This window comes from Streptomyces sp. NPDC048352 (genome assembly GCF_040651895.1).
Taxonomy (GTDB): domain Bacteria; phylum Actinomycetota; class Actinomycetes; order Streptomycetales; family Streptomycetaceae; genus Streptomyces.
On record NZ_JBEZKZ010000005.1, the window covers coordinates 138,933 to 160,989 of the forward strand.

The window sequence follows — 22,057 nt, forward strand, 5'->3', positions numbered from 1 at the left end:
CACCCCCCAGAGGTCGTCACCCATGGCTGAACTCAACCGACGCAGGTTCCTCCGGATCGCCGGCGGGACCGCGGCCGCCGCGATGCTGAACGAGAGCATCGCGCGCGCCGCCGCCATCCCGGCGCAGGGCAGCACCGGAACCATCCAGGACATCGAGCACATCGTCGTCCTCATGCAGGAGAACCGGTCCTTCGACCAGTACTTCGGCACGATGAAGGGCGTCCGCGGCTTCGGCGACCCGCGGCCCGTGCTCCAGGACAACGGAAAGTCGGTCTTCCACCAGTCCAACGGGACGAAGGACATCCTCCCCTTCCACCCGCAGGTCAATGACCTGGGCATGCAGTTCGTCGAGGGGCTCAACCACGACTGGGCCGGCGGCCACCAGGCGTACAACAACGGCAAGTACGACAAGTGGGTCCCGGCGAAGACCGCCACCACGATGTCCTACATGACCCGGAACGACATCCCGTTCCACTACGCCCTCGCCGACGCCTTCACCGTCTGCGACGCCTACCACTGCTCCTTCATCGGGGCCACCGACCCGAACCGCTACTACCTGTGGACGGGCCACACCGGCAACGACGGCACGGGCGGCGGCCCCGTCCTCGGCAACCAGGAAGCCGGCTACGGCTGGAAGACCTACCCGGAGCGCCTGGAGGCCGCCGGGGTCTCCTGGAAGATCTACCAGGACGTGGGCGACGGCCTGAACGCCGCCGGCTCCTGGGGCTGGATCGGCGACGCCTTCCGCGGCAACTACGGCGACAACTCGCTGCTGTACTTCAACAGCTATCGCGGCGCCCAGCCGGGCAGCGCCCTGTACGAGAAGGCCCGTACGGGCACGAACGTCAAGGCGGGCGACGGCTACTTCGACCGGCTGCGCGCCGACGTGGTGGCCGGCACCCTGCCCCAGATCTCCTGGATCGCGGCGCCCGAGGCCTTCAGCGAGCACCCGAACTGGCCCGTCAACTTCGGTGCCTGGTACATCTCCCAGGTGCTGGACGCGCTGACCGCGAACCCGGCGGTGTGGGCGAAGACGGCCTTCTTCATCACCTACGACGAGAACGACGGCTTCTTCGACCACGTCGTGCCGCCGTACCCGCCGGCGTCCTCGGCGTGGGGCCTGTCCACGGCCGACGTGACCCGCGACCTCTACGCCGGTGGCGGCGGCTACGCGGCGGGCCCGTACGGCCTCGGTCCGCGCGTGCCGATGATCGTCGTCTCCCCGTGGAGCAAGGGCGGCTACGTCTGCTCCGAGACCTTCGACCACACCTCGGTGATCCGCTTCATGGAGAAGCGCTTCGGGGTGCGGGAGCCCAACATCTCGCCGTGGCGCCGGGCCGTCTGCGGCGATCTGACCTCGGCCTTCGACTTCACCCGGGCCGACGCCACCCCGGCGTCCCTGCCGTCCACCGCCGGCTACGTCCCGCCGGACCACGACGCGCACCCCTCCTACCACCCGGTCCCGCCCGCCACCGGCACCCTGCCCAGGCAGGAGGCGGGCTCCAAGCCGACCCGGGCGCTCGGCTACAGCCCGTACGTGGACGGCGCCCGCACCACCTCCACCGGCACGTTCACGCTCACGTTCTCCTCCGGCCCCACGCTCGGCGCCCACTTCCACAGCACCTCGGGCAACCGCACGGACGGCCCCTGGCCCTACACGGTCGAGGCGGGCAAGACCCTCTCCGACACCTGGAGCACCAGCAGCTCCACCGGCAACCAGATCAACCTCACGGTCTGGGGCCCCAACGGCTTCCTGCGCACCTGGAAGGGCCCGGCGAAGAAGGCCGGCCCCGAGGTCACGGCCCGCCACGCGGACGCCACCGGCAACCTCGCCCTGACCCTGGCCAACGGGGGGAGCGCGGCGGTGAACCTCACGGTGACCAACACCTACGGCGGCGCCCCCCAGACCTTCAAGGTCAACCCGGGCGCCGCGGTCTCCCACACGGTGGACCTGCGCGCCTCGGGCCGCTGGTACGACGTCTCCGTGGTCTCGGACGCCGACCCCACCTTCCTGCGCCGCTTCGCGGGCCACGTGGAAACGGGCGCCCCGGGCATCTCGGACCCGGCGATCAAGACCGTCTGACACGTGCTCCCGTACGGGTGAACCGGCCCGGTTCCGCGCCCGCTAAGTTAACGCTTGCTTTAACTTAGCGGGCGCGTCTCATCGGGAAGTGGTCCTCGTTGGCGAGGTGGCGGAGTGCTTCGAGCACCCGGTCCGCCGCGCGGTGTTGCTCGTGGCCGGCGACAAGGCGGGAAACTGGCAGCGGTGGTACGAGGTCAACATCCCGCTCGCGGAGAAGCGCTACCAGAACCACATCGCGGAGCTGGACACGAGGGAGTACGAATGAGTGCCGTCGGCTGGGAGGAAGCCAAGCGCCAGGTGCGCGAGCGCCGGGCGGCTGCGGGAGTGCCGGTGCGGTCCCCGGCGGAGAAGCGCGCCGCCATGGAACGGCTCATGGCCGAGGTCCGGGCCTACCGGCTGGCCGAGATCCGCCAGGAGCAGGCGCTGACCCAGAAGGACGTAGCGGAGACCATGGGCGTCTCGGCCCCCAGGGTGTCGGCCATCGAGAACGGCGAGACAGACCGCACGGAGGTGGCGACGCTGCGCTCCTACGTGGAGGCCCTCGGCGGCAGCCTGAGGGTGGTCGCCGACTTCGGGGACACGGAGTACACCGTGGCCTGAGGCCGCGGCTGGAGGCGGTGGTGTGATCGTAGGCGGGATGGGCAGTCCTACGGCGGCAGTTCCCACCGCGCCCGTCACCGAGGGAGAACGCATGGCCATCGCCCATCGCCGGATCGGCACCGGACCCGTCCGCGTCATCGTGCTGCACGACTGGTTCGGGACCTCCGCCAACTGGGGCTCCGTGCTCGACTACCTGGACCCGCAGGGGTTCTCGTACGCCTTCCTCGACTACCGGGGCTACGGCGAGCGCCGGGACGTCCCCGGCCGCCACAGCCTCCCCGAGATCGCCGACGACGTCCTCGCCCTCGCCGACGAGCTGGGCTGGGACACCTTCTGCCTGCTCGGCCACTCCATGGGCGGCAAGGCAGCCCAGCAGGTACTGGCCCGCGCCCCCGAGCGCGTCGAGAAGCTGATCGGGCTCGCCCCGGTCCCCGCCGGGCCGTACGCCATGGACGACGCCACCCACGCCCTCTTCCACGGAGCCGCCGACGACCCCGCCAAACGGCGGACCATCCTCGACCTGGTGACCGGCAACCGCGCCAGCCGCCACTGGCTGGAGCGCATGGTCGAACACTCCCTCGCCGTCTCCCGCCCGGAGGCCTTCGCCGGCTACCTCGCGGACTGGCAGCCGCGCGACCTGTCCGCCGCGGTCAAGGGCAGCACCCTGCCGGTGCTGGTCCTGGTGGGGGAGTACGACCTCGCCCTGACGGCCGACGTCATGCGGACCACCTGGCAGGCCTCCTACCCGAACTGCAGGATCGTCACGATCCCCGGTGCCGGCCACTACCCGCCGCACGAGACCCCGGTGGCCTTCGTCACGGAGGTCGAGTCCTTCCTGCGCGGCTGACGCCGCCCGGAGGGCCTGGCAGGGGCATGCAAAAAAGCCCGTAGGGGGTACGAGGCGAACCTCGTACCCCCTACGGGGCGAACAGGGTGAGTGACGGGACTTGAACCCGCGGCCACCTGGACCACAACCAGGTGCTCTACCAACTGAGCTACACCCACCACGAAGGGCGGCGGACCACCCGTTCGTTGTGCATGCACAGCATAGCCGATCGGACGGGTGGCCCCGCGACGGGTTATCCGGCGGTCCGGCCGCCGGCCGGGGCCCCGGACGTCCCGGCCGCCGCCCCTGCCGCGCGGCGCCCGGCGCGGGCCACGGCCGCGACGGCCAGGGCCCGGATCACCGGGTGCGGCCGCGAACCGTCCCCGGCCAGCTCCGGCTGGAAGAGGGTGGCCAGGAAGAAGGGGTGCCCGGGCAGCTCGGCCATGCGGACCCGGCCGTCCTCGTCGTGCCCCGACAGCCGCAGCCCGTGCGCCGCGAGCGTCGGCAGGTGCCGGGCCACGGGCCCGTAGTGGCAGTGGTAGCGCTCCGTCGACCGGTCCGCCCCGAGCGCCGACTCGGCCAGGGATCCGGGCTCGGCCCGTACGACCGCCTCGTGGCCGGCCAGCGAACACGCGAGCGGGGCGATCAGCGGGTCGTCCGCCCCCGGGTCGTTCTCGGCGTGCGCGGCGTCCGGCAGCGCGCAGACACCGCGGGCGTACTCCAGCAGCGCGTGCTGGAAGCCGCCGCAGGTCCCGAGGAAGGGGATGCCCTCCTCCCGGGCCACCCGGATCGCCGCCAGCGCCCCCGCCTCACTGGCGTACGGGCTGCCCGGCAGCACCCACACGGCGTCGAACCCGGACAGGGTGCCCGCCGCGGCCTCCGCCTCCGCCCCGGCGGTCGGGATCCAGTAGCCGTCCAGGACGAGCCCGTCGCGCGCGGCCAGCGCCTCCAGCAGGAGCGGGATCCGGGTATGGGACTCCACGTGCGGAGAGCGGTCGCCCACGAGGGCGATCCGGGCGACGGCCGGGCCGGACGGGATGGTCTGTCTCGCGGTGGTCATACGGCCATCCTGCGGCCCGGTCCCGGTTCAGCGCCAACGATCGTTCCTGAATGATCGATAAGCAGAACTGATGACATCCTGCGGTCATGGACCCGCACCTCCTGCGCACCTTCACCGCCGTCACCCGGCTCGCCTCCTTCTCCGCCGCCGCCCGCGAACTCGGCTACACCCAGTCCGCCGTCTCCCAGCACATCGCCGCCCTCGAAGCCGACCTGCGCACCGAGCTCCTCACCCGCAGGCCCGTCGCCCCCACCCCGGCCGGGACCCGGCTGCTGGAACACGCCCGGCCGCTGCTGCTGCGGATCGACGCGGCCCGCGCCGACGTACTGCGGCTGGCCGCCGCCCCGCCCGGCCTGATCACCCTCGCCGCCTCCCCCCTCGCCGCCGCCCGCCCGGCGCTGCTCGCCGCCCTGCCCCCCACCGGCGTCACCCTGCGGGTCCTGCCCCCGGCCCGGGTGCCGGCCGCCGTCGCCGCCGGCGAGTGCGACCTCGGACTCGTCGACGGGCTCGCCGCCCCGAGCGACCCCCTGCGGCTGCCCGACGTGGCCCCGCTCCGGGTGACCGGCATCGCCGAGGAGGAGCTCGCCGTCCTCTTCCCCGCCGGGCACCCCTTCGCCGCACGGGACTCCGTCCGGCTCGACGACCTCGCCGACGCCCGCTGGCTCGACGCCCCGGACGTGGGGCTGCCGCTCACCGCCCGGCGCGGCGCCCTGCGCTACGACGGCACCGACCTGCACGCCCTGTGCGCCCTCGCCGCAGCCGGGCACGGCCTGGTGCTGCTGCCGCGCCCGGTCGCCGAGGCCGCCCGCGCCGGGGTCGCCGTACCGCTCGCCGCACCCCGCCTGGCGCACCGTACGGAGCTGCTCGCGCCCGCGAGCCTGTCCGGCGCGGCCGCTGCGCTCGCCGCACGCCTCACGGCAGGATCCCCGTATGACCACCGCCCCGACGCCTGACCCCGCCCACGCCGAACCCGAGGCCTTCACCGCCGCCGACTACGCCGCCCGCATGGCCGCGGCCGCGCGGAGCGCCGCCGACGCCGGACTGGCCGGGCTGCTCGTCGCGCCCGGCCCCGACCTCACCCACCTCACCGGCTACCGCCCGACCGCCGAGACCGAGCGGCTCACCCTGCTCGTCCTCGCCGCCGGCCGGGACCCGGTGCTGGTCGTGCCCGCCCTCGAAGCCCCCGACGCGGCCAAGGCCCCCGGCGCGGCCGCGCTGACCCTGCGCGACTGGACCGACGGCAAGGACCCCTACCGGGTCACCGCGCCGCTCCTCGACGCCGACGGCCGCTTCGGCGTGAGCGACAACACCTGGGCGCTGCACCTGCTCGGCCTGCAAAGGGAGTTGCCCGCCACCTCCTACGCCCCGCTCACCGACGCCCTGCCCATGCTCCGCGCCGTCAAGGACGAACGGGAACTGGCCCGGCTCGCGGCCGCCGCGGCCGCCGCCGACGCCGCCTACGCCCAGGTCCTGCACGTCCCCTTCGCCGGCCGCACCGAGAGCGAGGTCGCCGCCGACCTGGCCGGACTGCTGCGCGTCCACGGACACTCCCAGATCGACTTCACCGTCGTCGGCTCCGGCCCCAACGGCGCCAACCCGCACCACGAGGCGGGCGACCGGGTCATCCGCCACGGCGACATGGTCGTCCTCGACTTCGGCGGCCTCAAGCACGGCTACGGATCCGACATCTCCCGCACCGTCCACGTCGGCGAGCCCACCCCCGAGGAGCAGCGCGTCCACGACATCGTCCGCGAGGCCCAGCAGGCCGGATGCGCGGCCGTCCGCCCCGGCGCGAGCTGCCAGGACGTGGACCGGGCGGCCCGCGCCGTGATCACGGAGTTCGGCTACGGCGAACGCTTCATCCACCGCACCGGCCACGGCATCGGCGTCACCACCCACGAGCCGCCGTACATGGTCGAGGGCGAGGAGCAGCCCCTCGTCCCCGGCATGTGCTTCTCGGTGGAGCCCGGCGTCTACCTGCCCGGCCGGTTCGGCGTCCGCATCGAGGACATCGTCACGGTCACCGGCTCCGGCGGCCGCCGCCTGAACCACGCGCCGCGCGAGCTGGCGATCGTCGAATAACGGCCCCGCCCGCGGCCCTACGGCCCGAGGACCACCGCCGACTCGCCCGGTACGTGGATCCGCCCGTCCGGACCCGGATGCTCCACCGGCTCCCACGAAGCCAGCACCCGCACCCCGTTGCGGCCGAGCGCGACCGTCACCGACTCCGTCGAGAGGTTCACCACCACCCGGACCTCCCCCCGCCGGAACGTCAGCCAGCGGCGCTCCTCGTCATGGGCGACCCGGACCGCCGCCAGGTCCGGGTCGCGCAGGTCAGGATGGGTGCGGCGCAGCCGGATCAGCGTCCGGTACCACTCGAGCAGCCACGCGTGCGACTCCCGCTCCGGCTCCGCCCAGTCCAGGCAGGACCGGTCGCGCGTCGCCGGGTCCTGCGGGTCCGGGATCTCCTCGGCCTTCCAGCCGTGCGCCGCGAACTCCCGCCGCCGGCCGCTGCGCACCGCCTCGGCGAGCTCCGGGTCGGGATGGTCGGTGAAGTACTGCCACGGCGTCCCGGCCCCCCACTCCTCGCCCATGAACAGCATCGGTACGAACGGCCCCGTCAGCGCCAGCGCCGCCGCGCAGGCCAGCAGCCCCGGAGAGCACGAGGCGGACAGCCGGTCGCCCAGCGCCCGGTTGCCGACCTGGTCGTGGGTCTGGGTGTAGCCCAGGAAACGGTGCGCGGGGGTGCGCGGGCGGTCCACCGGCCGGCCGTGGGTGCGGCCCCGGAAGGAGGACCAGGTGCCGTCGTGGAAGAACGCCCGCGTCAGGGTCTTGGCGAGCGCGCCGAGCGGGGCCTCGGCGAAGTCGGCGTAGTAGCCCTGCGATTCACCGGTCAGCGCGCAGTGCAGGGCGTGATGGAAGTCGTCGTTCCACTGCGCGTGCAGGCCCAGGCCCCCGGCGGAACGCGGCGCCGTGAGCCGCGGGTCGCACTGGTCGGACTCGGCGATCAGGAACAGCGGCCGCGTGGTCTCCGCCGCCAGCTCGTCCACGGCCGCCGCCAGCTCCTCCAGGAAGGACAGCGCCCGCCCGTCGGCCAGCGCGTGCACCGCGTCCAGCCGCAGGCCGTCCACGTGGTAGTCCCGCAGCCACGCCAGCGCACACCCCATCAGGTACGCGCGGACCTCGTCGGAGCCGGGCGCGTCCAGGTTCACCGCCGCGCCCCACGGGGTGTGGTGGGTGTCGGTGAAGTACGGCCCGAAGGCCGGCAGGTGGTTCCCGGAGGGGCCCAGGTGGTTGAGGACCACGTCGATCACCACGCCCAGCCCGGCCGCGTGCGCGGCCTCCACGAAGGCCGCCAGGCCCGCCGGGCCCCCGTACGGCTCGTGCACCGCCCACGGCGCCACCCCGTCGTACCCCCACCCGTGCCGGCCGGGGAAGGGGCACACCGGCATCAGCTCCACGTGCGTGACGCCCAGCCCCGCCAGGTATCCCAGGCGGTCGGCCGCCGCCTCGAAGGTGCCCTCGGGGGTGAAGGTGCCGACGTGCAGCTCGTACAGGACCGCGTCCTGGAGCGGGACCCGCGGCGGCGGCACCCGGGGGGCGAGGCGGGTGAAGTCGACCACCGCGGACAGGCCCTCCGTACCGTCCGGCAGCCGCCGCCCGCGCGGATCGGGCCGGACCACCGGATCGTCGCCGAGCCGGAACCCGTACCGGTCGCCGTCGGCCGCCGGCGCCTCGGCGGTCCACCAGCCGGAACGGCCGGGGGCCGGGTCGGGGGTCATGTCGTAGGTCGTGTCGTTCAGTCGCATGGCGACCCGACCTGTCAGCGGTGCCCACACCTCGAACTGCACGGACGGTCCCCTCGTCTTGGGCGGTGTCCAGCATGCGTATCGTGCCCATCATTCCGGGCCCGGCGCGGGAGTTCTGGACACTCCGCACCCGACGGGCCGACAATCACCCTGTGACGTCCAGTTTCGAGTTCCCCGCCTACCCCGCCCCGCGGCTCTCCGACGCGGAGCGCGACCGGGCGCTGGGCCAGCTCAGGGAAGGCGCGGCGCTGGGGAAGCTGTCGCACGACACCTTCCTGCGCCGCATGGAACTCGCGCTGGTCGCCCGCCGCTCCGAGGACCTCGCGGTCCTGCTCGCCGACCTCCAGTCCAGGCAGGGGCCCGCCGGCGCCGACAGCCCCTGGACGAGCCGGCTGTTCGGCTGGGTGGGCCGGGCCTCGGCCGTGTCCGCCGGGGTGCGCCGCGCCTGGCAGGCGGAGCGCCTGCCCCGGCTGCTCTTCCCGCACCCGGCCGCGGGCCCGCTGCGCATCGGCCGCGACCCGGGCAACGGCCTGCGGCTCAGCCACGACACCGTCTCGCGGGCCCACGCCGAACTGAGCATGCGCGACGGGGTGTGGCTGCTCAGGGACCTCGGCTCGACCAACGGCACCACCGTCAACGGACTCCGGGTGACGAACGCGGCGGTGGTCCGGCCGGGGGACCAGGTGGGGTTCGGCCGGATGACCTTCCGGCTGTCGGAGAACTGACGCGAGCAGGTTCCGGCGGTCGGTGGTGCCGGTGCCGGTGCCGGTGGCGGTGCAGGGGCTGGGGCCGGGCGGGCCCTTCGTCGTGGGGCGGGCCCCCGGCAGGATGCCCTTCATGGATCACACCGGCCTCGTCCGCCCCGCCCGCCCCGAGGAGCCCGGGGCCACGGCCTCGGCGCCGCCCTCATGGCCGGCGTGGCCGGCCTCGCCCGCGACCTCCGCCTCGACCACGTCGAATGGCAGACCCCGGACTGGAACGAGGGCGCCATCCGCTTCCACGACCGCCTCGGTGCCACCGGCCGCCCCAAGCGCCGCTACGCCTGGCCGGTCTGAAGGCACCCGTACGCGGCCAACACCGTCCGCGACTGGTGCTCCACCTGCGTGGCCACCGGCACCCAGCGCGCCCTGAAGCGGGCCGCGAACTCCTCGCACCACCCCGTCACCAGGCGGTCCAGCCCGGGTGCCGCCGGATGCGCCTGGGCCCGCAGGACGCGCAGCAGCATCGCGGCGGCGCGCAGCGAGAGCCGCCGCCCGAACGCGTCGATACTGGCGAGGGAGGCCGTGGTGGCCTCGGGGGGCACCCCGGGAGCCGTCCACCCGGCGGCGACGTCCGGGATCAGCCCGAGCGTCCAGTCCACCGCCCGCAGCAGCGCGGCGGCGCCCGGCTCCGTGCCGAGGAGCCCCTCCCGCAGCCCGGCCACCCGGGCGGCGTCCCGGGTCAGCCGCTCCGCCAGCATCCGCAGGGCGCCCCGGGGGTCGGGGTGCGGGGCGGGATCGTCCACCAGCCCGGAGGCCCACATGGGCACCTCGACGATCGCGGTGGTCCCGCGGTGGCACCAGGTGCTGAGCCGGGTGTCCGCGCTCCCCGCCTGCGGCATCACGAAGATCCCGGGCCCGCGCGAGCCCCAGCCGGCCGCGTCCGAGGCCCCGGTCTCCACGGGGATCCGCAGCTCGGCGGCCGACTTCCCGAAGGGCTCGGCGAGCCCGGGTATGTCACGGATCAGCTGGACCCAGGACCCGCCGAGATCCGTTCCGTGCAGGGAGACCTGGAGGACCGGCCGCAGCTCCTCGAGGAGCGCGGTCAGGGCGAGGGTTTCCGGCGGGAGCCGGTCCGGGGGGAGCAAGGACGGCGCCCACTCGGGCTGCTCGGGTCCCGGCGGACGGTAGAAGTGGCGGTGGTAGTCCAGCAGCGAGTACGGGCGGGGCGTCCGGTGCAGGTCGGCGCCGTCGGGGTCGGCGCAGAGCAGGAAGTGCCAGCCCGACCCGCCGCCCCCGGCCCGGACGACCCGCCGCGCGAGGTCCAGCGCGGTCGCCCCGCCGACGGGTTCGTTGGCATGGGCCCCGGCGACGACGAGCACCTCCCGGGGCCCGCCGCGCTGCCCGTCGACGGAGAGCAGCCACAGCGGCCTCCCGCCCCGGGAGACGCCGGCCTGCCGCATCCGCACCCGGCCGGGGTGCTCGTCGGCCAGCGCCCGCCCGGCCAGGGCGAGTTCGTGCGGGGTGGGGTAGCGCATGTCACGTTGGAGGGTCACATGGGATGCCATGCCCGCCACACCGGCCGGCTACTGCTCCACGGGGATCGAATGTGTGTGTTGGGGGGTGGGGGCGGGGTAGGGGGCGGGGTCTCGGTGGCGCCGTCTCACAGCTGGTTCGGGGGTTTCCCGTCAGTCCCATCGTCCTTCCGGTTCGGGCCGGTCCCTCAAGAGCGCTCCTTCGTCGCGTCGCTTCGCGATGTCGCTTCGCTCCACTCTTGACCGACCGTCCCGCCCCGGAAAGCCGAAAGACTGCCGGGAACCCCCCGAAAGAACGGTCACGGGGCAGGAGAGGCAGAAGCGGCCCCTCAGGGACCAGGCGAGGGGCCGGGCCCGGCCCGCCTGCACCTAATGATGATCAGGAGCCCGGTCGGCACCGGGAGGCGCATCAGATCGCTACGTGCTCCTCATGGTTCAGCGTCCGGCGGCCGTCTGGGGCCGATGCCTGCACCAGACGACGACCGGAGCAGTGCGGGTGCCACAGAGGCGGGGTAGCCCCAGTGGGGTCGGGTGGGTAGCAGGATCGTCGGCGCCGGCGGACACGGACATGCTGGGCACATCCGACCGAGGAGTTGACTCGTGCATCAGCAGACATGGCGGAGGCTTGTCCTGTGGGCCGCCGCAGGCGTGATGGCCACCGGTGTCCTCACACCGTCCGCATCGGCCACGGCACGGCCGGACACCGTCCAGCGGGCCCTGAACGCCCTCGTGCAGACCGACGGCGTGCCCGGCGCGCTGGCCGGCGTCACGGAGCGCAACGGTCGGACCCGTTCGTACACCGCAGGGCCCGACGTGCCCCGGGACGGCCAGGTACGCATCGGCAGCAACACCAAGATGTTCACCGCCGTGGTCGTGCTGCAACTGGTCGGCGAAGGCAAGGTCGGCCTCGACGCCAAGGTCGAAACCTACCTGCCGGGGCTCGTACGGGGCGAGGGCATCGACGGACGCGACATCACCGTCCGCGAACTCCTCCAGCACACCAGCGGCCTGCCCGAGTACGAAGCGGACGTGACCGACGACATCCTCCAGCGCCGGTACCTCGAACCCCGCGACCTGCTCGACATCGCCTTCCGGCACAAGTCCGACTTCTCCCCGGGGACCAGTTGGGCCTACAGCAGCACCAACTACGTCCTGGCCGGCCTGATCGTCCAGAAGGTCACCGGCCGACCCCTCGGCGAGCAGATCGACAAGCGCATCATCCAGCCCCTCGGCCTGCGCCATACGTACTTCCCCGCCCCCGGCGACATGACCATCCGAGAACCCCACCCCAAGGGCCACGACCAGCGGCGCGACGTCACGGAGATCGACCCTTCCGCAGCCTGGGCGGCGGGCCAGATGATCTCCACCAACTCCGACCTGAACCGATTCCTCACCGCCCTCCTGGCCGGCCGCCTCCTCCCGCCGGCCCAGCTCGCGCAGATGCGCACCACCGTCCCCCTCGGCGACACCGGCGCCGGCTACGGCCTCGGCCTGATGAGCAGGCCGCTCTCCTGCGGCGGCGTCTACTGGGGCCACGGCGGCGACATCCCCGGCTTCGAAACCCGAGGCGGAGTCACCGACGACGGCCGCGCCGCCAACATCGCAGTGACCGTCAGCCCACCCGACGGGGCGACCACGAAGCACCTCGAACAGGCCGTGGACACAGCCCTGTGCCGATGACCCCGCACGGACCGGGCTCCTGATGGTCGTTCGGTGCAGGTATCAGCCCCAGACGGCCGCCGGACGCTGAACCATGAGGAGCAGGTAGCGATCTGATGCGCCTCCCGGTGCCGACCGGGCTCCTGATCATCATTAGGTGCAGGCGGGCCGGGCCCGGCCCCTCGCCTGGTCCCTGAGGGGCCGCTTCTGCCTCTCCTGCCCCGTGACCGTTCTTTCGGGGGGTTCCCGGCAGTCTTTCGGCTTTCCGGGGCGGGATGGTCGGTCAAGAGTGGAGCGAAGCGACATCGCGCAGCGACGCGACGAAGGAGCGCTCTTGAGGGACCGGCCCGAACCGGAAGGACGATGGGACTGACGGGAAACCCCCGAACCAGCTGTGAGGCGGCCCCGTCGGAGCCCCGCCCCCTACCCCCGCACCAGCGCCGCCACCGGCCCCTCCTCCAGCAGCTCCGCCAGTGCGACCCGCCCCTCGTACCCCGAACCCGTGCCCGCGCCCGCGGGGCCGCAGGCTCCCAGGCGGTGCCAGCGGCCCTCCGGCAGGGTCAGGGTGGTGTCGCGCCAGCCGCCTGCCGCCGCCAGGCGGTGCGAGAGGCGGGTGGCCACCGCGACGAGGCCGCCCGGGCGGGTGAACGCCAGGCAGTGGTCGGCCGCCGGGCCCGAGGCCGGCAGCGGGGCGTAGCCCGTGAACAGCCCGGGCCGGTCGCGGCGCAGCCGCAGCAGGGCCGCCGTCAGCGCGAGCTTCTCCCGCGCGAGGTCCGGCGGGACGGTGCCGGCGTCCAGGGCGGCCAGCGCTTCCCGGGGGAACTCCACCGGGCGGCGGTTGTCGGGGTCGACCAGCGCCCTGCACTCGGACTCGGTGCCCTGGTACACCTCCGGTACTCCCGGCATCGCCAGGTGCAGCAGGGTCATCCCCAGCACGTTGGCCCGGGCGGCCTCCGCGAGCTGCGGCGGCAGCTCCACCGCCTCCCGGGGCACGAGGTCCGTGATGCCCGCCTCGTACTCCTCGTCGGGGTCGGTCCAGGAGGTGCGCAGCGCCGCCTCCCGTGCGGCCTTGAGCAGGGCCGCCGCCAGCCGGGGGCCGCGTTCGGGTGCGTCGCCCAGCCCGAGCGCGCTCTGCCACGCCACCCAGGCCAGCTGCGGGTCGTCCCCGCCCGCTGCCCCCGCTCCCGGGACCTCCATCGCCTCCGGCGCCTGGGACAGCACTGCGATCCGCGCCCGTACGTCCGCGCTGCGCTTCGTGTCGTGCGTGGACAGCACCGTCCCGGAGGCGGGCCAGTCCCGTTCCCGTTCCGCGCAGTACGCGTGGAACTCCGCGGCCGACACCGCCGGGGCCCCGGGTTCTCCGCCGACCTCGGTGGCCGACAGCAGGGGGGCCCAACGGTAGAAGGCGCGGTCCTCCAGGGACTTGGCGCGCAGGGCGGCCGAGGTCTGGGCGAAGCGCGCCGCGAAGGCCGGCTCCCGCAGCAGGAGCTCCCGTACCCCCTCGACCGCGTCGGCCCCCGCCCGGGCGGCGGCGCGCCGAAGGGTCGACGCCGCCGGGCCCGGCCCGCCGGGGTAGGTCCGGTACACCGGTGTGGCGATGAGCAACTCCCGTACTGCGCCCGAGAGTTCCTTGCCGGCCCACCGTTCCAGTGTCGCCAGCTCGGCGGCGAGGTCGACGGTGAGCACCTCCCGGGCCGCAGTCGAGGCGGTCTCCTCCCAGGAGGGCAGGCCGGTCGACTCCTGGTACGCGAGGGCCAGTTGCCGTGCCCCGGCCGGGTCGGTGAACACGCCGTCGACCCGGCGCAGCGCGTCGTACCCCGTGGTGCCCGCCACCGGCCAGGACGCCGGCAGTCGTTCCCGCTCGCCGAGGATCTTCTCCACGACCACCCAGCAGTCGTTCCCCACGGCGGCCCGCAGCCGGCGCAGGTACTCCTCGGGGTCCGCCAGCCCGTCCACGTGGTCGGTCCGCAGTCCGCCGACCACCCCCTCCCGCACCAGCTCCAGCACCTTCGCGTGGCTTGCGGCGAACACGGAGGGATCCTCCACCCGCACCCCGATCAGGTCCGAAATGGTGAAGAAGCGGCGGTAGTTGAGGGAGGTGCGCGCCTCGCGCCACCATGCGGCCCGGTACCACTGGGCGGCCAGCAGCTCCGGCAGCGGCAGTGCGGCGGTCCCGGCCCGCAGGGGCAACTCCAGCTCCCCGTACCGCAGTACGCCCGCCCGGGCCTCCACCTCGCAGGCCTCGTCCCCTCCGGGGAGCACCGGCAGCAGCACCTGCCCCGCGCCCCCCTCCCAGTCGATGTCGAACCACCGGGCGTACGGCGAGTGCGGCCCCTCCCTCAGCACCTCCCACAGCGGCCGGTTGAGCCGCACCGGGACCGGTACCGCCATGTGGTTCGGCACGATGTCGAGCACCAGCCGGAGGCCGTGTTCGTGTGCGGCCGCCGCGAGCGCCCGCAGGCCCGGCTCGCCGCCCAGTTCGGTGCGCACCCGGGCGTGGTCGGTGACGTCGTAGCCGTGGGCGGAGCCGGGCACCGCCTCCAGTACGGGGGACAGGTGCAGGTGTGACACGCCGAGCGAGGCGAGGTACGGTACGGCTGCCTCGGCCGCCGCGAAGGGGAACTCCGGGCACATCTGGAGCCGGTAGGTGGAGGCCGGAGCGAGCGCCGCCGGAGCGCCATTCGCCGGAGCCTCATGTTCCGATTGACTGCTTGCATACCCCTGGGTCATGAGAACGTACGTACCCAGTCGACGCGATTCCGTGCCATTACCCAATGCATCCGGGTGACTCCACCGCGTTAACGTCGATCAAGTGGTTGGAACCGTCAGTACCTATCGTCACGTCATCGCCCTGACCGGGCCCCTACTCCCGCTCCTCTCGTTCCTCGCCCGACTCCCCGTCGCGATGTCCCAGTTCGGGAGCGTCCTGCTGGTCGCCGAGACCAGCGGCTCGCTCGCCACCGCCGGCATCGTCGGAGGCACCCTCTCCGCCGGCCAGGTGGTCTGCGGACCCGTCCTCGGCCGGCTCGCCGACCGCCACGGGCAGCGGCCCGTCGTCCTCGCCGCGGCGGCCGTCAACGCCGTCGCCACCGCCGCGCTCGTCGCCGGGGCCCTCGCCGGCCTGGCGACCGCCCCGCTCGCCGCGATCGGCGCCGTCACGGGGGCCTCCGTACCGCTGATCGGGCCGCTCGCCCGCACCCGCTCCGTCGCGCTCGCGCGCCGCGCGAAGGCCGGCGAGGACGTGGTGGCCGCCGTGCACTCCCTCGAAGGCACCCTCGACGAGGTCTCCTTCGTCTTCGGCCCGGCCCTCGTCGGACTCGCCGCGCTCGGCGCGCACCCCGCCGTCGCCCTCGGCGGGGCCGCGGCCCTCGTCGCCGTCTTCGGCACCGCCTACGCCCTGCACCCGACCGCCGCCGTCACGGCCGGGACCCCCGCGCGGCCGCGTGGCAAGGGCGTCCGGGCGCCGCGCCACCCCCGCGTGGTGCACGCCGTACGCGGCTCCCTCGCGCTCCAGGGCGCCATGTTCGGCGGCTGCCAGGCGGGCATCGCCTCGCTCACCGCCCAGCTGGGGGTGCCGGGGCAGGCGGGTGTCGTGTACGCCGCCATGGGCGTCGTCAGCGCCGCCGTCGGTCTCGCGCTCGGCGCCCTGCCCGCCCGCTTCGGGCTGCGGCTGCGCTGGCGGGCGGCCACGGGCGCCGCGCTGCTCCTCTCGGTGCCGCTGCTGTTCACCGAGACCCTGTGGCCGCTGTACGCGGTCGTCACCGTCCTCGGGGCCGCGTACGCACCCCACCTGATCACCGCGTTCGCGCTCACCGAGCGCGTGGTGGAGCCGACCCGGCTCGCCGAGTCGATGGCCTTCGCCGCCAGCTCCCTGGTGGCCGGGCAGGCCGCCGCGCTCGCCGTCTCCGGACGGCTCGCCGAGTCGTACGGGCCCGCCGGCGCGTTCGCGGTGGCGGTGGGGGCTGCCGCGCTGTGCCTGACCATCGCCCTGGTGACCCGGGTACCGGCCGCCCGGCCCCCGGCCGGGGCCTTCATCCCCGCCCAGCGGACCGTCCGGCACGAGGGATCGGGGACGGCCGGCCCCGGCTCCGCCTACGCCGGGCGCTGAAGCACCACCAGACACCGTCCCGTCAGGGCCACCCGGTCGCCGGCCGCGTACTGCGGCCCGGTGCCGGGTGGCAGCACTTCCGCCCGCGCCGTGTCCACGACCGTCCGCCAGTGCGAGCCGTGGCCCTGCGGGACGGTGAAGTCCTGTGGGTCGGCGCCCGCGTTGAACATCAGCAGGAACGAGTCGTCGGTGATCCGCTCCCCCCGCGAACCGGGCTCGGAGATCGCCTCCCCGTTGAGGAACACGGTCAGCGCCCGCGCGTGCTGCGCCTGCCAGTCCCGGGCCCGCATCTCCTCGCCGTGCGGGGTGAACCAGGCGATGTCGGAGAGCTCGTCGTGCGTGCCCTCCACCGGCCGGCCGTGGAAGAAGCGGCGCCGCCGGAACACCGGGTGGTCGCGGCGCAGCCAGACCATCCGGCGGGTGAACTCCAGCAGGGCCGGCGGCGGTTTGCCCGGCTCGGGCCAGTTCACCCAGGACAGCTCGTTGTCCTGGCAGTAGGCGTTGTTGTTGCCCTGCTGGGTCCGGGCGAACTCGTCGCCGTGGCTGAGCATCGGCACGCCCTGCGACAGCATCAGGGTGGCCATGAAGTTGCGCATCTGCCGCTCGCGCAGCTCCTGGACCTCCGGATCCTCCGTCGGCCCCTCGACCCCGCAGTTCCACGACCGGTTGTGCGTCTCGCCGTCCCGGTTGCCCTCCCGGTTGCCCTCGTTGTGCTTCTCGTTGTACGAGACGAGGTCGTGCAGGGTGAAACCGTCGTGGCAGGTGGTGAAGTTGATCGAGGCCAGCGGCCGGCGCCCGTCGTCCTGGTAGAGGTCGGAGGAGCCCGTCAGCCGCCCCGCGAACTCCGCGAGCGTGCGCGGCTGCCCGCGCCACAAGTCGCGTACGGTGTCGCGGTACTTGCCGTTCCACTCCGTCCACAGGGGCGGGAAGTTGCCCACCTGGTAGCCGCCCTCGCCCAGGTCCCAGGGCTCCGCGATCAGCTTCACCTGGCTGACCACCGGGTCCTGCTGCACCAGGTCGAAGAACGACGACAGCCGGTCGACCTCGTGGAACTGCCGGGCCAGCGTGGCCGCGAGGTCGAAGCGGAAGCCGTCCACGTGCATCTCGGTCACCCAGTACCGCAGCGAGTCCATGATCAGCTGGAGGACGTGCGGGGAGCGCATCAGCAGCGAGTTGCCCGTCCCGGTGGTGTCCATGTAGTGCCGGGGGTCGTCCGCGAGCCGGTAGTAGGAGGCGTTGTCGAGGCCGCGGAAGGAGAGGGTCGGACCCAGGTGGTTGCCCTCGGCGGTGTGGTTGTAGACCACGTCCAGGATCACCTCGATCCCGGCCTCGTGCAGCGCCCGGACCGCCGACTTGAACTCCAGCACCTGTTGGCCCCGGTCACCGGAGGCGTAGCCGTTGTGCGGGGCGAAGAAGCCGATGGTGTTGTAGCCCCAGTAGTTGCTCAGCCCGTCGTTCACCAGCCGGTGGTCGTTGACGTACTGGTGGACGGGCATCAGCTCCAGCGCCGTCACGCCCAGCTTCGTCAGGTGCCCGATCACCGCCGGGTGCGCGAGCGCCCCGTAGGTGCCCCGCAGCTCCTCCGGCAGGTCGGGGTGGCGCATGGTCAGGCCCTTCACGTGGGCCTCGTACAGCACGGTGTGGTGGTACTCGTGGCGCGGCGGCCGGTCGTTCGCCCAGTCGAAGTACGGGTTCACCACGACGGAACTCATCGTGTGCGGGGCGGAGTCGAGGTCGTTGCGGGAGTCGGGGCGCCCGAAGTGGTAGCCGTAGACCTCCTCGCCCCAGGCCACCTGCCCGCTGATGGCCCGCGCGTACGGGTCGAGCAGCAGCTTGGCCGCGTTGCAGCGCTGTCCGCGCTCGGGCTCGTAGGGGCCGTGCACGCGGAACCCGTACCGCTGGCCGGGCATGATCCCGGGCAGGTAGGCGTGCCGCACGAAGGCGTCGGTCTCGCGCAGTTCGACGGCGGTCTCCGAGCCGTCGTCGTGCAGCAGGCACAGCTCGATGCGCCGGGCGACCTCCGAATAGACCGCGAAGTTGGTGCCCGCTCCGTCGTAGGTGGCGCCCAGCGGATACGCCTGCCCCGGCCAGACTTGCAAGGCCAATGACTCATCCCATCTTGGTCCGGCTCGATCCGGCGCGGATCACGTCTCTGCCAGATCTTCCCCGAAAGAGGGTCCTCACGCGTGGACTTGGAATGCTGCCGATGGGTGAACCGGAGAGCTGATATACGGGTCAACGTACGGTCCGGGCATCACATAATGGGTCAACGGGCCGCTGGACCAGGGGACGTGAGGCCGGCGAGGACGGCTTCGGGCTGCGTCGGGCCGCGTGCGCGGAGTACCCTTCCGTGATCACTGGAGACGGGCGTCCAGACGCAGAAGGCGGTGCACGGGTGAGCTCGGGAGGTCTGGAGCTGCCCCCTGGTGACGGCGGTCACGAGGGTGGCCCGGTGGATGCGCCCGGCGGTGCGTCCGGCGGTGTGCCGGGCGCGGCGGCGGCCGGGGCGGCGGTGTCGCTGGCCCCGCAGGCGGCCGGGGACGCGCGGGCCGCGGCCGAGCTGGACTGGGGCGCGGACGCGTGGAGCGAGGTCCGTACGCGGGCCCAGCGCGCGGGCCGCGCGTACATCTGGCTGAACCTCATCGAGCAGCGGCTGAGGTCGGTGGTGGGCGCCGTGCTGCGGCCCGTCTACGAGCCGGTGCACGGCGGGGACGACTGGGTCGTCGCGGCCGCGGGCCCCGCCGGGCAGGAGTGGGTGCAGCGGGCGGTGGCCGTCCGCGAGGTCAGCCGGCGCAAGGGCTACCTCCTCGACCCGGCCGACGACAACGTGCTGAGCTTCCTGACGCTGCCGCAGCTGCGCGAGCTGATGGTCCAGCACTGGCCCTGCTTCGAGCCGTACTTCGACGACCGGCGCGAGATCGAGCTGGCCCTCGACGAGCTGGAGGTCACCCGCAACGTGGTCTCCCGCAACCGGGCGCTGTCGCGGGCCGTGCTGGAGCAGGCGGAGCGCGCCTCGGCGCGGCTGCTGGAGGTGCTGGGCGCGGGGTCGGGCAGCCCCTCGGCGGACCGGCTGCCGATCGATGCCGTCGAGGACCTGGTCGGGGACCGGTACGCGGACGTCATCTCGGTCCACCCGGACCGGGTGCGGCTGCAGCGGCAGCTCCCGGCGGAGGACCTGTTCGGGGGCGCGCGGCGCCTCGACGCCATCGGCATAGGCCTCAACCTGCTGGTGCAGAACTTCTCCGGCCGAAGACTCGTCAGGCTGACGGAGGCGGGCTGCCGGGTGCGGCTGCTGTTCCTGAACCCGGCGAGCAGCGCGGTCAAGCGGCGCGAGCGCGAGCTGGGACTGCGCAAGGGCGAGCTGAGCCGGTCGGTGGAGATGAACATCCTGCACGTGCGCCGGGTGCGGGCGGGACTGAAGGACCCCTCGCGCTTCGACATCCACGTCTTCGACGAGACCCCCCGTTTCACGGCCTACCTGGTGGAGGGGCAGTCGTCGGGCATCGCGGTGGTCCAGTCGTACCTGCGGCGGGCCCGGGGGATGGAGGCGCCGGTGCTGGTCCTGCGCGGGGGCGGGCGGGGGGTGCCGAAGGACGCCGAGCACGGACTGTTCCAGACGTACCGGGAGGAGTTCGAGTCGGTGTGGGAGGATTCGCGGCCCGTGTCGTGACCCCGGCCGGCCGCCGGACGTATCAGGCCGCGTCCGGGCAGCGGCCGGGGGGCGGCCCGGTCCGGTGTCAGTGCCCCGTGGCAGGCTGAAACGCGTTGACCGGAAAAACGGGGGAGGGGCGCGTCATGGAGGCGTGGCACGGGGGAGCGCTGGTCGGGTTCGACCTGGAGACGACCGGTACGGAGCCGGGGGAGTCGCGGATCGTGACGGCCGCGCTGGTCGAGGTGCGGGGCGGTGAGGTGCGCACGAGGCGCGGCTGGCTCGCGGACCCGGGGATACCGATCCCGGAGCAGGCCGCGGCGATCCACGGCATCAGCACGGAGCGGGCCGTCGCCGAGGGCCGGCCGGTGCGGGAGGTCGCGGAGGAGGTGGCCGCGGCGCTGGTGGAACACTGGCGCGGCGGCGCGGTGGTCGTCGCCTACAACGCGGCCTTCGACCTGACCCTGCTCTCCGCGGAGCTGGCCCGGCACGGGCTGCCCTCGCTCGCCGAACGGCTCGGCGGGGCCGAGACCGGGCCGGTGGTGGACCCGTTGACGATAGACCGGGCCGTGGACCGCTACCGGCGGGGCAAGCGGACCCTGGAAGCGGTGTGCGGGGTGTACGGGGTCACCCTCGACGCCGCGCACGACGCGGGGGCCGACGCGCTGGCGGCGGTCGAGGTGGCCCGGGCGATAGCCGTCCGCCACCCGGCGGTGGCCGGGCTGAGCCCGGCGGAGCTGCACGACCGGCAGGGCGGCTGGCACGCCCGCTGGGCCCGTGACTTCCAGTCCTACCTGCGCCGGCAGGGCAGCCCGGACGCGGTGATCGACACGGCGTGGCCGCTGCGGGCGCTGGTCACCGCCTGACCCTCCTCGGGGCGACGCCCCGCGGTACTCCCGGTGCAGGCCCGGGAGTGGCGGTCACCCTGCACGCTGCGGCGGTGGTGCCGGTGGTGGGAGCGGCTGGGCGGTGTCCGCACGGGAGCGCCGGCCGCCCGAAAGGCGGGCCCTGCGGCGTCTGGTGCGGTGCGTCGCACAGCGGAGGGCCGCCGCGTACAGGGACGTCCTCGGGCGGGCCCGACAACGCGGCGAGGTGCGGTGCCGGCCGCCCGCCGGGCAGGCGGGACTGTTCGGCACCCCCTAGAAGGGGTGCCAGCGGGCTTTCCGGTCGCCGTTGCGCAGGGAGGCGACGCGGCGTCGGAACTCGGTCAGGGCCTTCGGGTTGGCGGGGGCGTGCTGGGCGACCCAGGCGCAGCTCGCCGTCTCGCGGGCGCCGCGCAGGACCGCGCAGCCCTCCCACTCCCGTACGTCCCATCCGTAGGCGTCCGCGAAGGCCCGGTAGGAGTCGGCCGGGAGCCCGTACCGGTCGCGGGACAGGGCCATCACCACCAGGTCGTGCTCCCGCAGGTCGGCCGACACGGTCTCCAGGTCCACCAGGACCGGCCGCCCGTCCGGCCCCACGTGCACGTTGCGCGGCAGGGCGTCGCCGTGGACCGGGCCGGGCGGCAGGTGCGGGGTGAGCGCGGCCACCTCGCCGGCGTAGGCGTCGCGCCGTGCGCGCAGGTACGCCGCGTCCTCGGGGTCGACGGCCCCGCCGGCCAGCCGGAGCCAGCGCTCGACCCCGCCCAGCAGGTCGCGCGGGGGCAGCGCGAAGGAGGGCGCGGGCAGCGCGTGCAGGGGCCGCAGCAGGGCGGCGAGGTCCTCGGGGCCGGCCGGGCGCAGGGGTTCCGGGAGCCGGTGCCACAGGGTCAGCGGGTGTCCGTCCACCAGCCGCGGCTTCGGCTCGGCGGCCCGGACTGCCGGGATCCCGGCGTCGGCGAGCCAGCCCGCCACCGCCAGCTCCCGCTCGGCCCGTTCCAGCAGTGCCGCCTCGCGGCCCACCTTGACCACGAGGGGGCCGAGCGCGAAGACGGCGTTCTCGCCGAAGGCGAGCAGTTCGGCCCGCTCCGCCCGGCCCGGGCCCGTGAGTCCCGCCTGCGCCAGTACGTCCCTGGCCCGCGCCTCGTCCATGCGTCCGTCTCGTCCTTCGCC

The 22,057-nt window shown here is 74.0% G+C and carries 17 protein-coding genes, 1 tRNA gene and 1 pseudogene; 12 read left to right on the plus strand and 7 right to left on the minus strand.

Features of this window, described 5'->3' with window-relative positions; translation table 11 throughout:
• The first annotated feature begins 22 nt into the window (after window positions 1-22).
• From AB0D45_RS05025 to AB0D45_RS05040, 4 genes are all read left to right on the plus strand, one after another.
• On the plus strand, window positions 23-2,083 hold the full coding sequence (locus tag AB0D45_RS05025; RefSeq protein WP_362455325.1) for a phosphocholine-specific phospholipase C: 2,061 nt from the start codon (window positions 23-25) through the stop codon (window positions 2,081-2,083).
• An 88-nt stretch (window positions 2,084-2,171) separates the two neighbouring features.
• Entirely contained in the window at window positions 2,172-2,348 is a 177-nt protein-coding gene (locus tag AB0D45_RS05030) for a hypothetical protein (protein ID WP_362455326.1), read from the plus strand.
• Window positions 2,345-2,683 (plus strand): XRE family transcriptional regulator, encoded by a 339-nt coding sequence (locus AB0D45_RS05035; protein WP_362455327.1) that lies wholly within the window; start codon window positions 2,345-2,347, stop codon window positions 2,681-2,683. The genes AB0D45_RS05030 and AB0D45_RS05035 overlap by 4 nt, the downstream gene beginning before the upstream one ends.
• 91 nt (window positions 2,684-2,774) lie before the next feature.
• On the plus strand, window positions 2,775-3,530 hold the full coding sequence (locus tag AB0D45_RS05040) for an alpha/beta hydrolase (protein WP_362455328.1): 756 nt from the start codon (window positions 2,775-2,777) through the stop codon (window positions 3,528-3,530).
• An 85-nt stretch (window positions 3,531-3,615) separates the two neighbouring features.
• Here AB0D45_RS05040 and AB0D45_RS05045 read toward each other — a convergent pair.
• Window positions 3,616-3,688: transfer RNA gene (locus AB0D45_RS05045), tRNA-His, on the minus strand.
• Between the two features lie 74 nt (window positions 3,689-3,762).
• On the minus strand, window positions 3,763-4,569 hold the full coding sequence (locus AB0D45_RS05050; protein ID WP_362455329.1) for a hypothetical protein: 807 nt from the start codon (window positions 4,567-4,569) through the stop codon (window positions 3,763-3,765).
• A gap of 86 nt (window positions 4,570-4,655) precedes the next feature.
• Here AB0D45_RS05050 and AB0D45_RS05055 point away from each other — a divergent pair, with 86 nt between their 5' ends.
• Complete coding sequence (locus AB0D45_RS05055; RefSeq protein ID WP_362455330.1) at window positions 4,656-5,522, plus strand: LysR family transcriptional regulator; 867 nt, start codon at window positions 4,656-4,658, stop codon at window positions 5,520-5,522.
• Window positions 5,500-6,651, plus strand: a complete 1,152-nt coding sequence (locus tag AB0D45_RS05060) for an aminopeptidase P family protein (RefSeq protein ID WP_362455331.1) — start codon at window positions 5,500-5,502, stop codon at window positions 6,649-6,651. The genes AB0D45_RS05055 and AB0D45_RS05060 overlap by 23 nt, the downstream gene beginning before the upstream one ends.
• Before the next feature lie 17 nt (window positions 6,652-6,668).
• On the opposite strand, the gene treZ is transcribed toward AB0D45_RS05060, so the two are convergent.
• Window positions 6,669-8,378 (minus strand): malto-oligosyltrehalose trehalohydrolase, encoded by a 1,710-nt coding sequence (gene treZ / locus AB0D45_RS05065; RefSeq protein ID WP_362455332.1) that lies wholly within the window; start codon window positions 8,376-8,378, stop codon window positions 6,669-6,671.
• A 152-nt stretch (window positions 8,379-8,530) separates the two neighbouring features.
• On the opposite strand from treZ, the gene AB0D45_RS05070 reads away from it, so the two are divergent.
• Together AB0D45_RS05070 and AB0D45_RS05075 are read left to right on the plus strand one after the other, a co-directional pair.
• Complete coding sequence (locus AB0D45_RS05070) at window positions 8,531-9,103, plus strand: DUF1707 and FHA domain-containing protein (RefSeq protein ID WP_362455333.1); 573 nt, start codon at window positions 8,531-8,533, stop codon at window positions 9,101-9,103.
• A gap of 165 nt (window positions 9,104-9,268) precedes the next feature.
• Window positions 9,269-9,433, plus strand: a pseudogene (locus AB0D45_RS05075) (GNAT family N-acetyltransferase); the annotation flags it as partial.
• Here AB0D45_RS05075 and AB0D45_RS05080 read toward each other — a convergent pair.
• A complete protein-coding gene (locus tag AB0D45_RS05080; RefSeq protein ID WP_362455334.1) occupies window positions 9,415-10,632 on the minus strand; it encodes a M14 family zinc carboxypeptidase in 1,218 nt (405 codons plus the stop codon). The pseudogene AB0D45_RS05075 and the gene AB0D45_RS05080 sit on opposite strands and share 19 nt — an antisense overlap.
• Window positions 10,633-11,262: 630 nt before the next feature.
• Here AB0D45_RS05080 and AB0D45_RS05085 point away from each other — a divergent pair.
• Entirely contained in the window at window positions 11,263-12,291 is a 1,029-nt protein-coding gene (locus AB0D45_RS05085) for a serine hydrolase domain-containing protein (protein WP_362455345.1), read from the plus strand.
• Window positions 12,292-12,693: 402 nt separating this feature from the next.
• Here AB0D45_RS05085 and treY read toward each other — a convergent pair whose 3' ends face one another.
• Window positions 12,694-15,000 carry a malto-oligosyltrehalose synthase gene (gene treY / locus AB0D45_RS05090; protein ID WP_362455335.1) on the minus strand — a complete coding sequence of 769 codons (2,307 nt, stop codon included), beginning with the start codon at window positions 14,998-15,000 and terminating at the stop codon, window positions 12,694-12,696.
• An 82-nt stretch (window positions 15,001-15,082) separates the two neighbouring features.
• Here treY and AB0D45_RS05095 point away from each other — a divergent pair, with 82 nt between their 5' ends.
• Complete coding sequence (locus tag AB0D45_RS05095; RefSeq protein WP_362455336.1) at window positions 15,083-16,378, plus strand: MFS transporter; 1,296 nt, start codon at window positions 15,083-15,085, stop codon at window positions 16,376-16,378.
• On the opposite strand, the gene glgX is transcribed toward AB0D45_RS05095, so the two are convergent.
• Window positions 16,363-18,477 (minus strand): glycogen debranching protein GlgX, encoded by a 2,115-nt coding sequence (gene glgX, locus AB0D45_RS05100; RefSeq protein ID WP_361607378.1) that lies wholly within the window; start codon window positions 18,475-18,477, stop codon window positions 16,363-16,365. The genes AB0D45_RS05095 and glgX overlap by 16 nt on opposite strands.
• Before the next feature lie 296 nt (window positions 18,478-18,773).
• On the opposite strand from glgX, the gene AB0D45_RS05105 reads away from it, so the two are divergent.
• Both AB0D45_RS05105 and AB0D45_RS05110 read left to right on the plus strand, forming a co-directional pair.
• Window positions 18,774-20,048, plus strand: a complete 1,275-nt coding sequence (locus AB0D45_RS05105) for an SAV2148 family HEPN domain-containing protein (RefSeq protein WP_361607351.1) — start codon at window positions 18,774-18,776, stop codon at window positions 20,046-20,048.
• 125 nt (window positions 20,049-20,173) lie between these two features.
• On the plus strand, window positions 20,174-20,893 hold the full coding sequence (locus AB0D45_RS05110; protein ID WP_361607354.1) for a 3'-5' exonuclease: 720 nt from the start codon (window positions 20,174-20,176) through the stop codon (window positions 20,891-20,893).
• A gap of 273 nt (window positions 20,894-21,166) precedes the next feature.
• Here AB0D45_RS05110 and AB0D45_RS05115 read toward each other — a convergent pair whose 3' ends face one another.
• The gene (locus AB0D45_RS05115; RefSeq protein ID WP_362455337.1) at window positions 21,167-22,036 is read right to left on the minus strand and encodes an aminoglycoside phosphotransferase family protein; all 870 of its coding nucleotides are present in this window, start codon (window positions 22,034-22,036) and stop codon (window positions 21,167-21,169) included.
• Window positions 22,037-22,057: the final 21 nt, after the last annotated feature.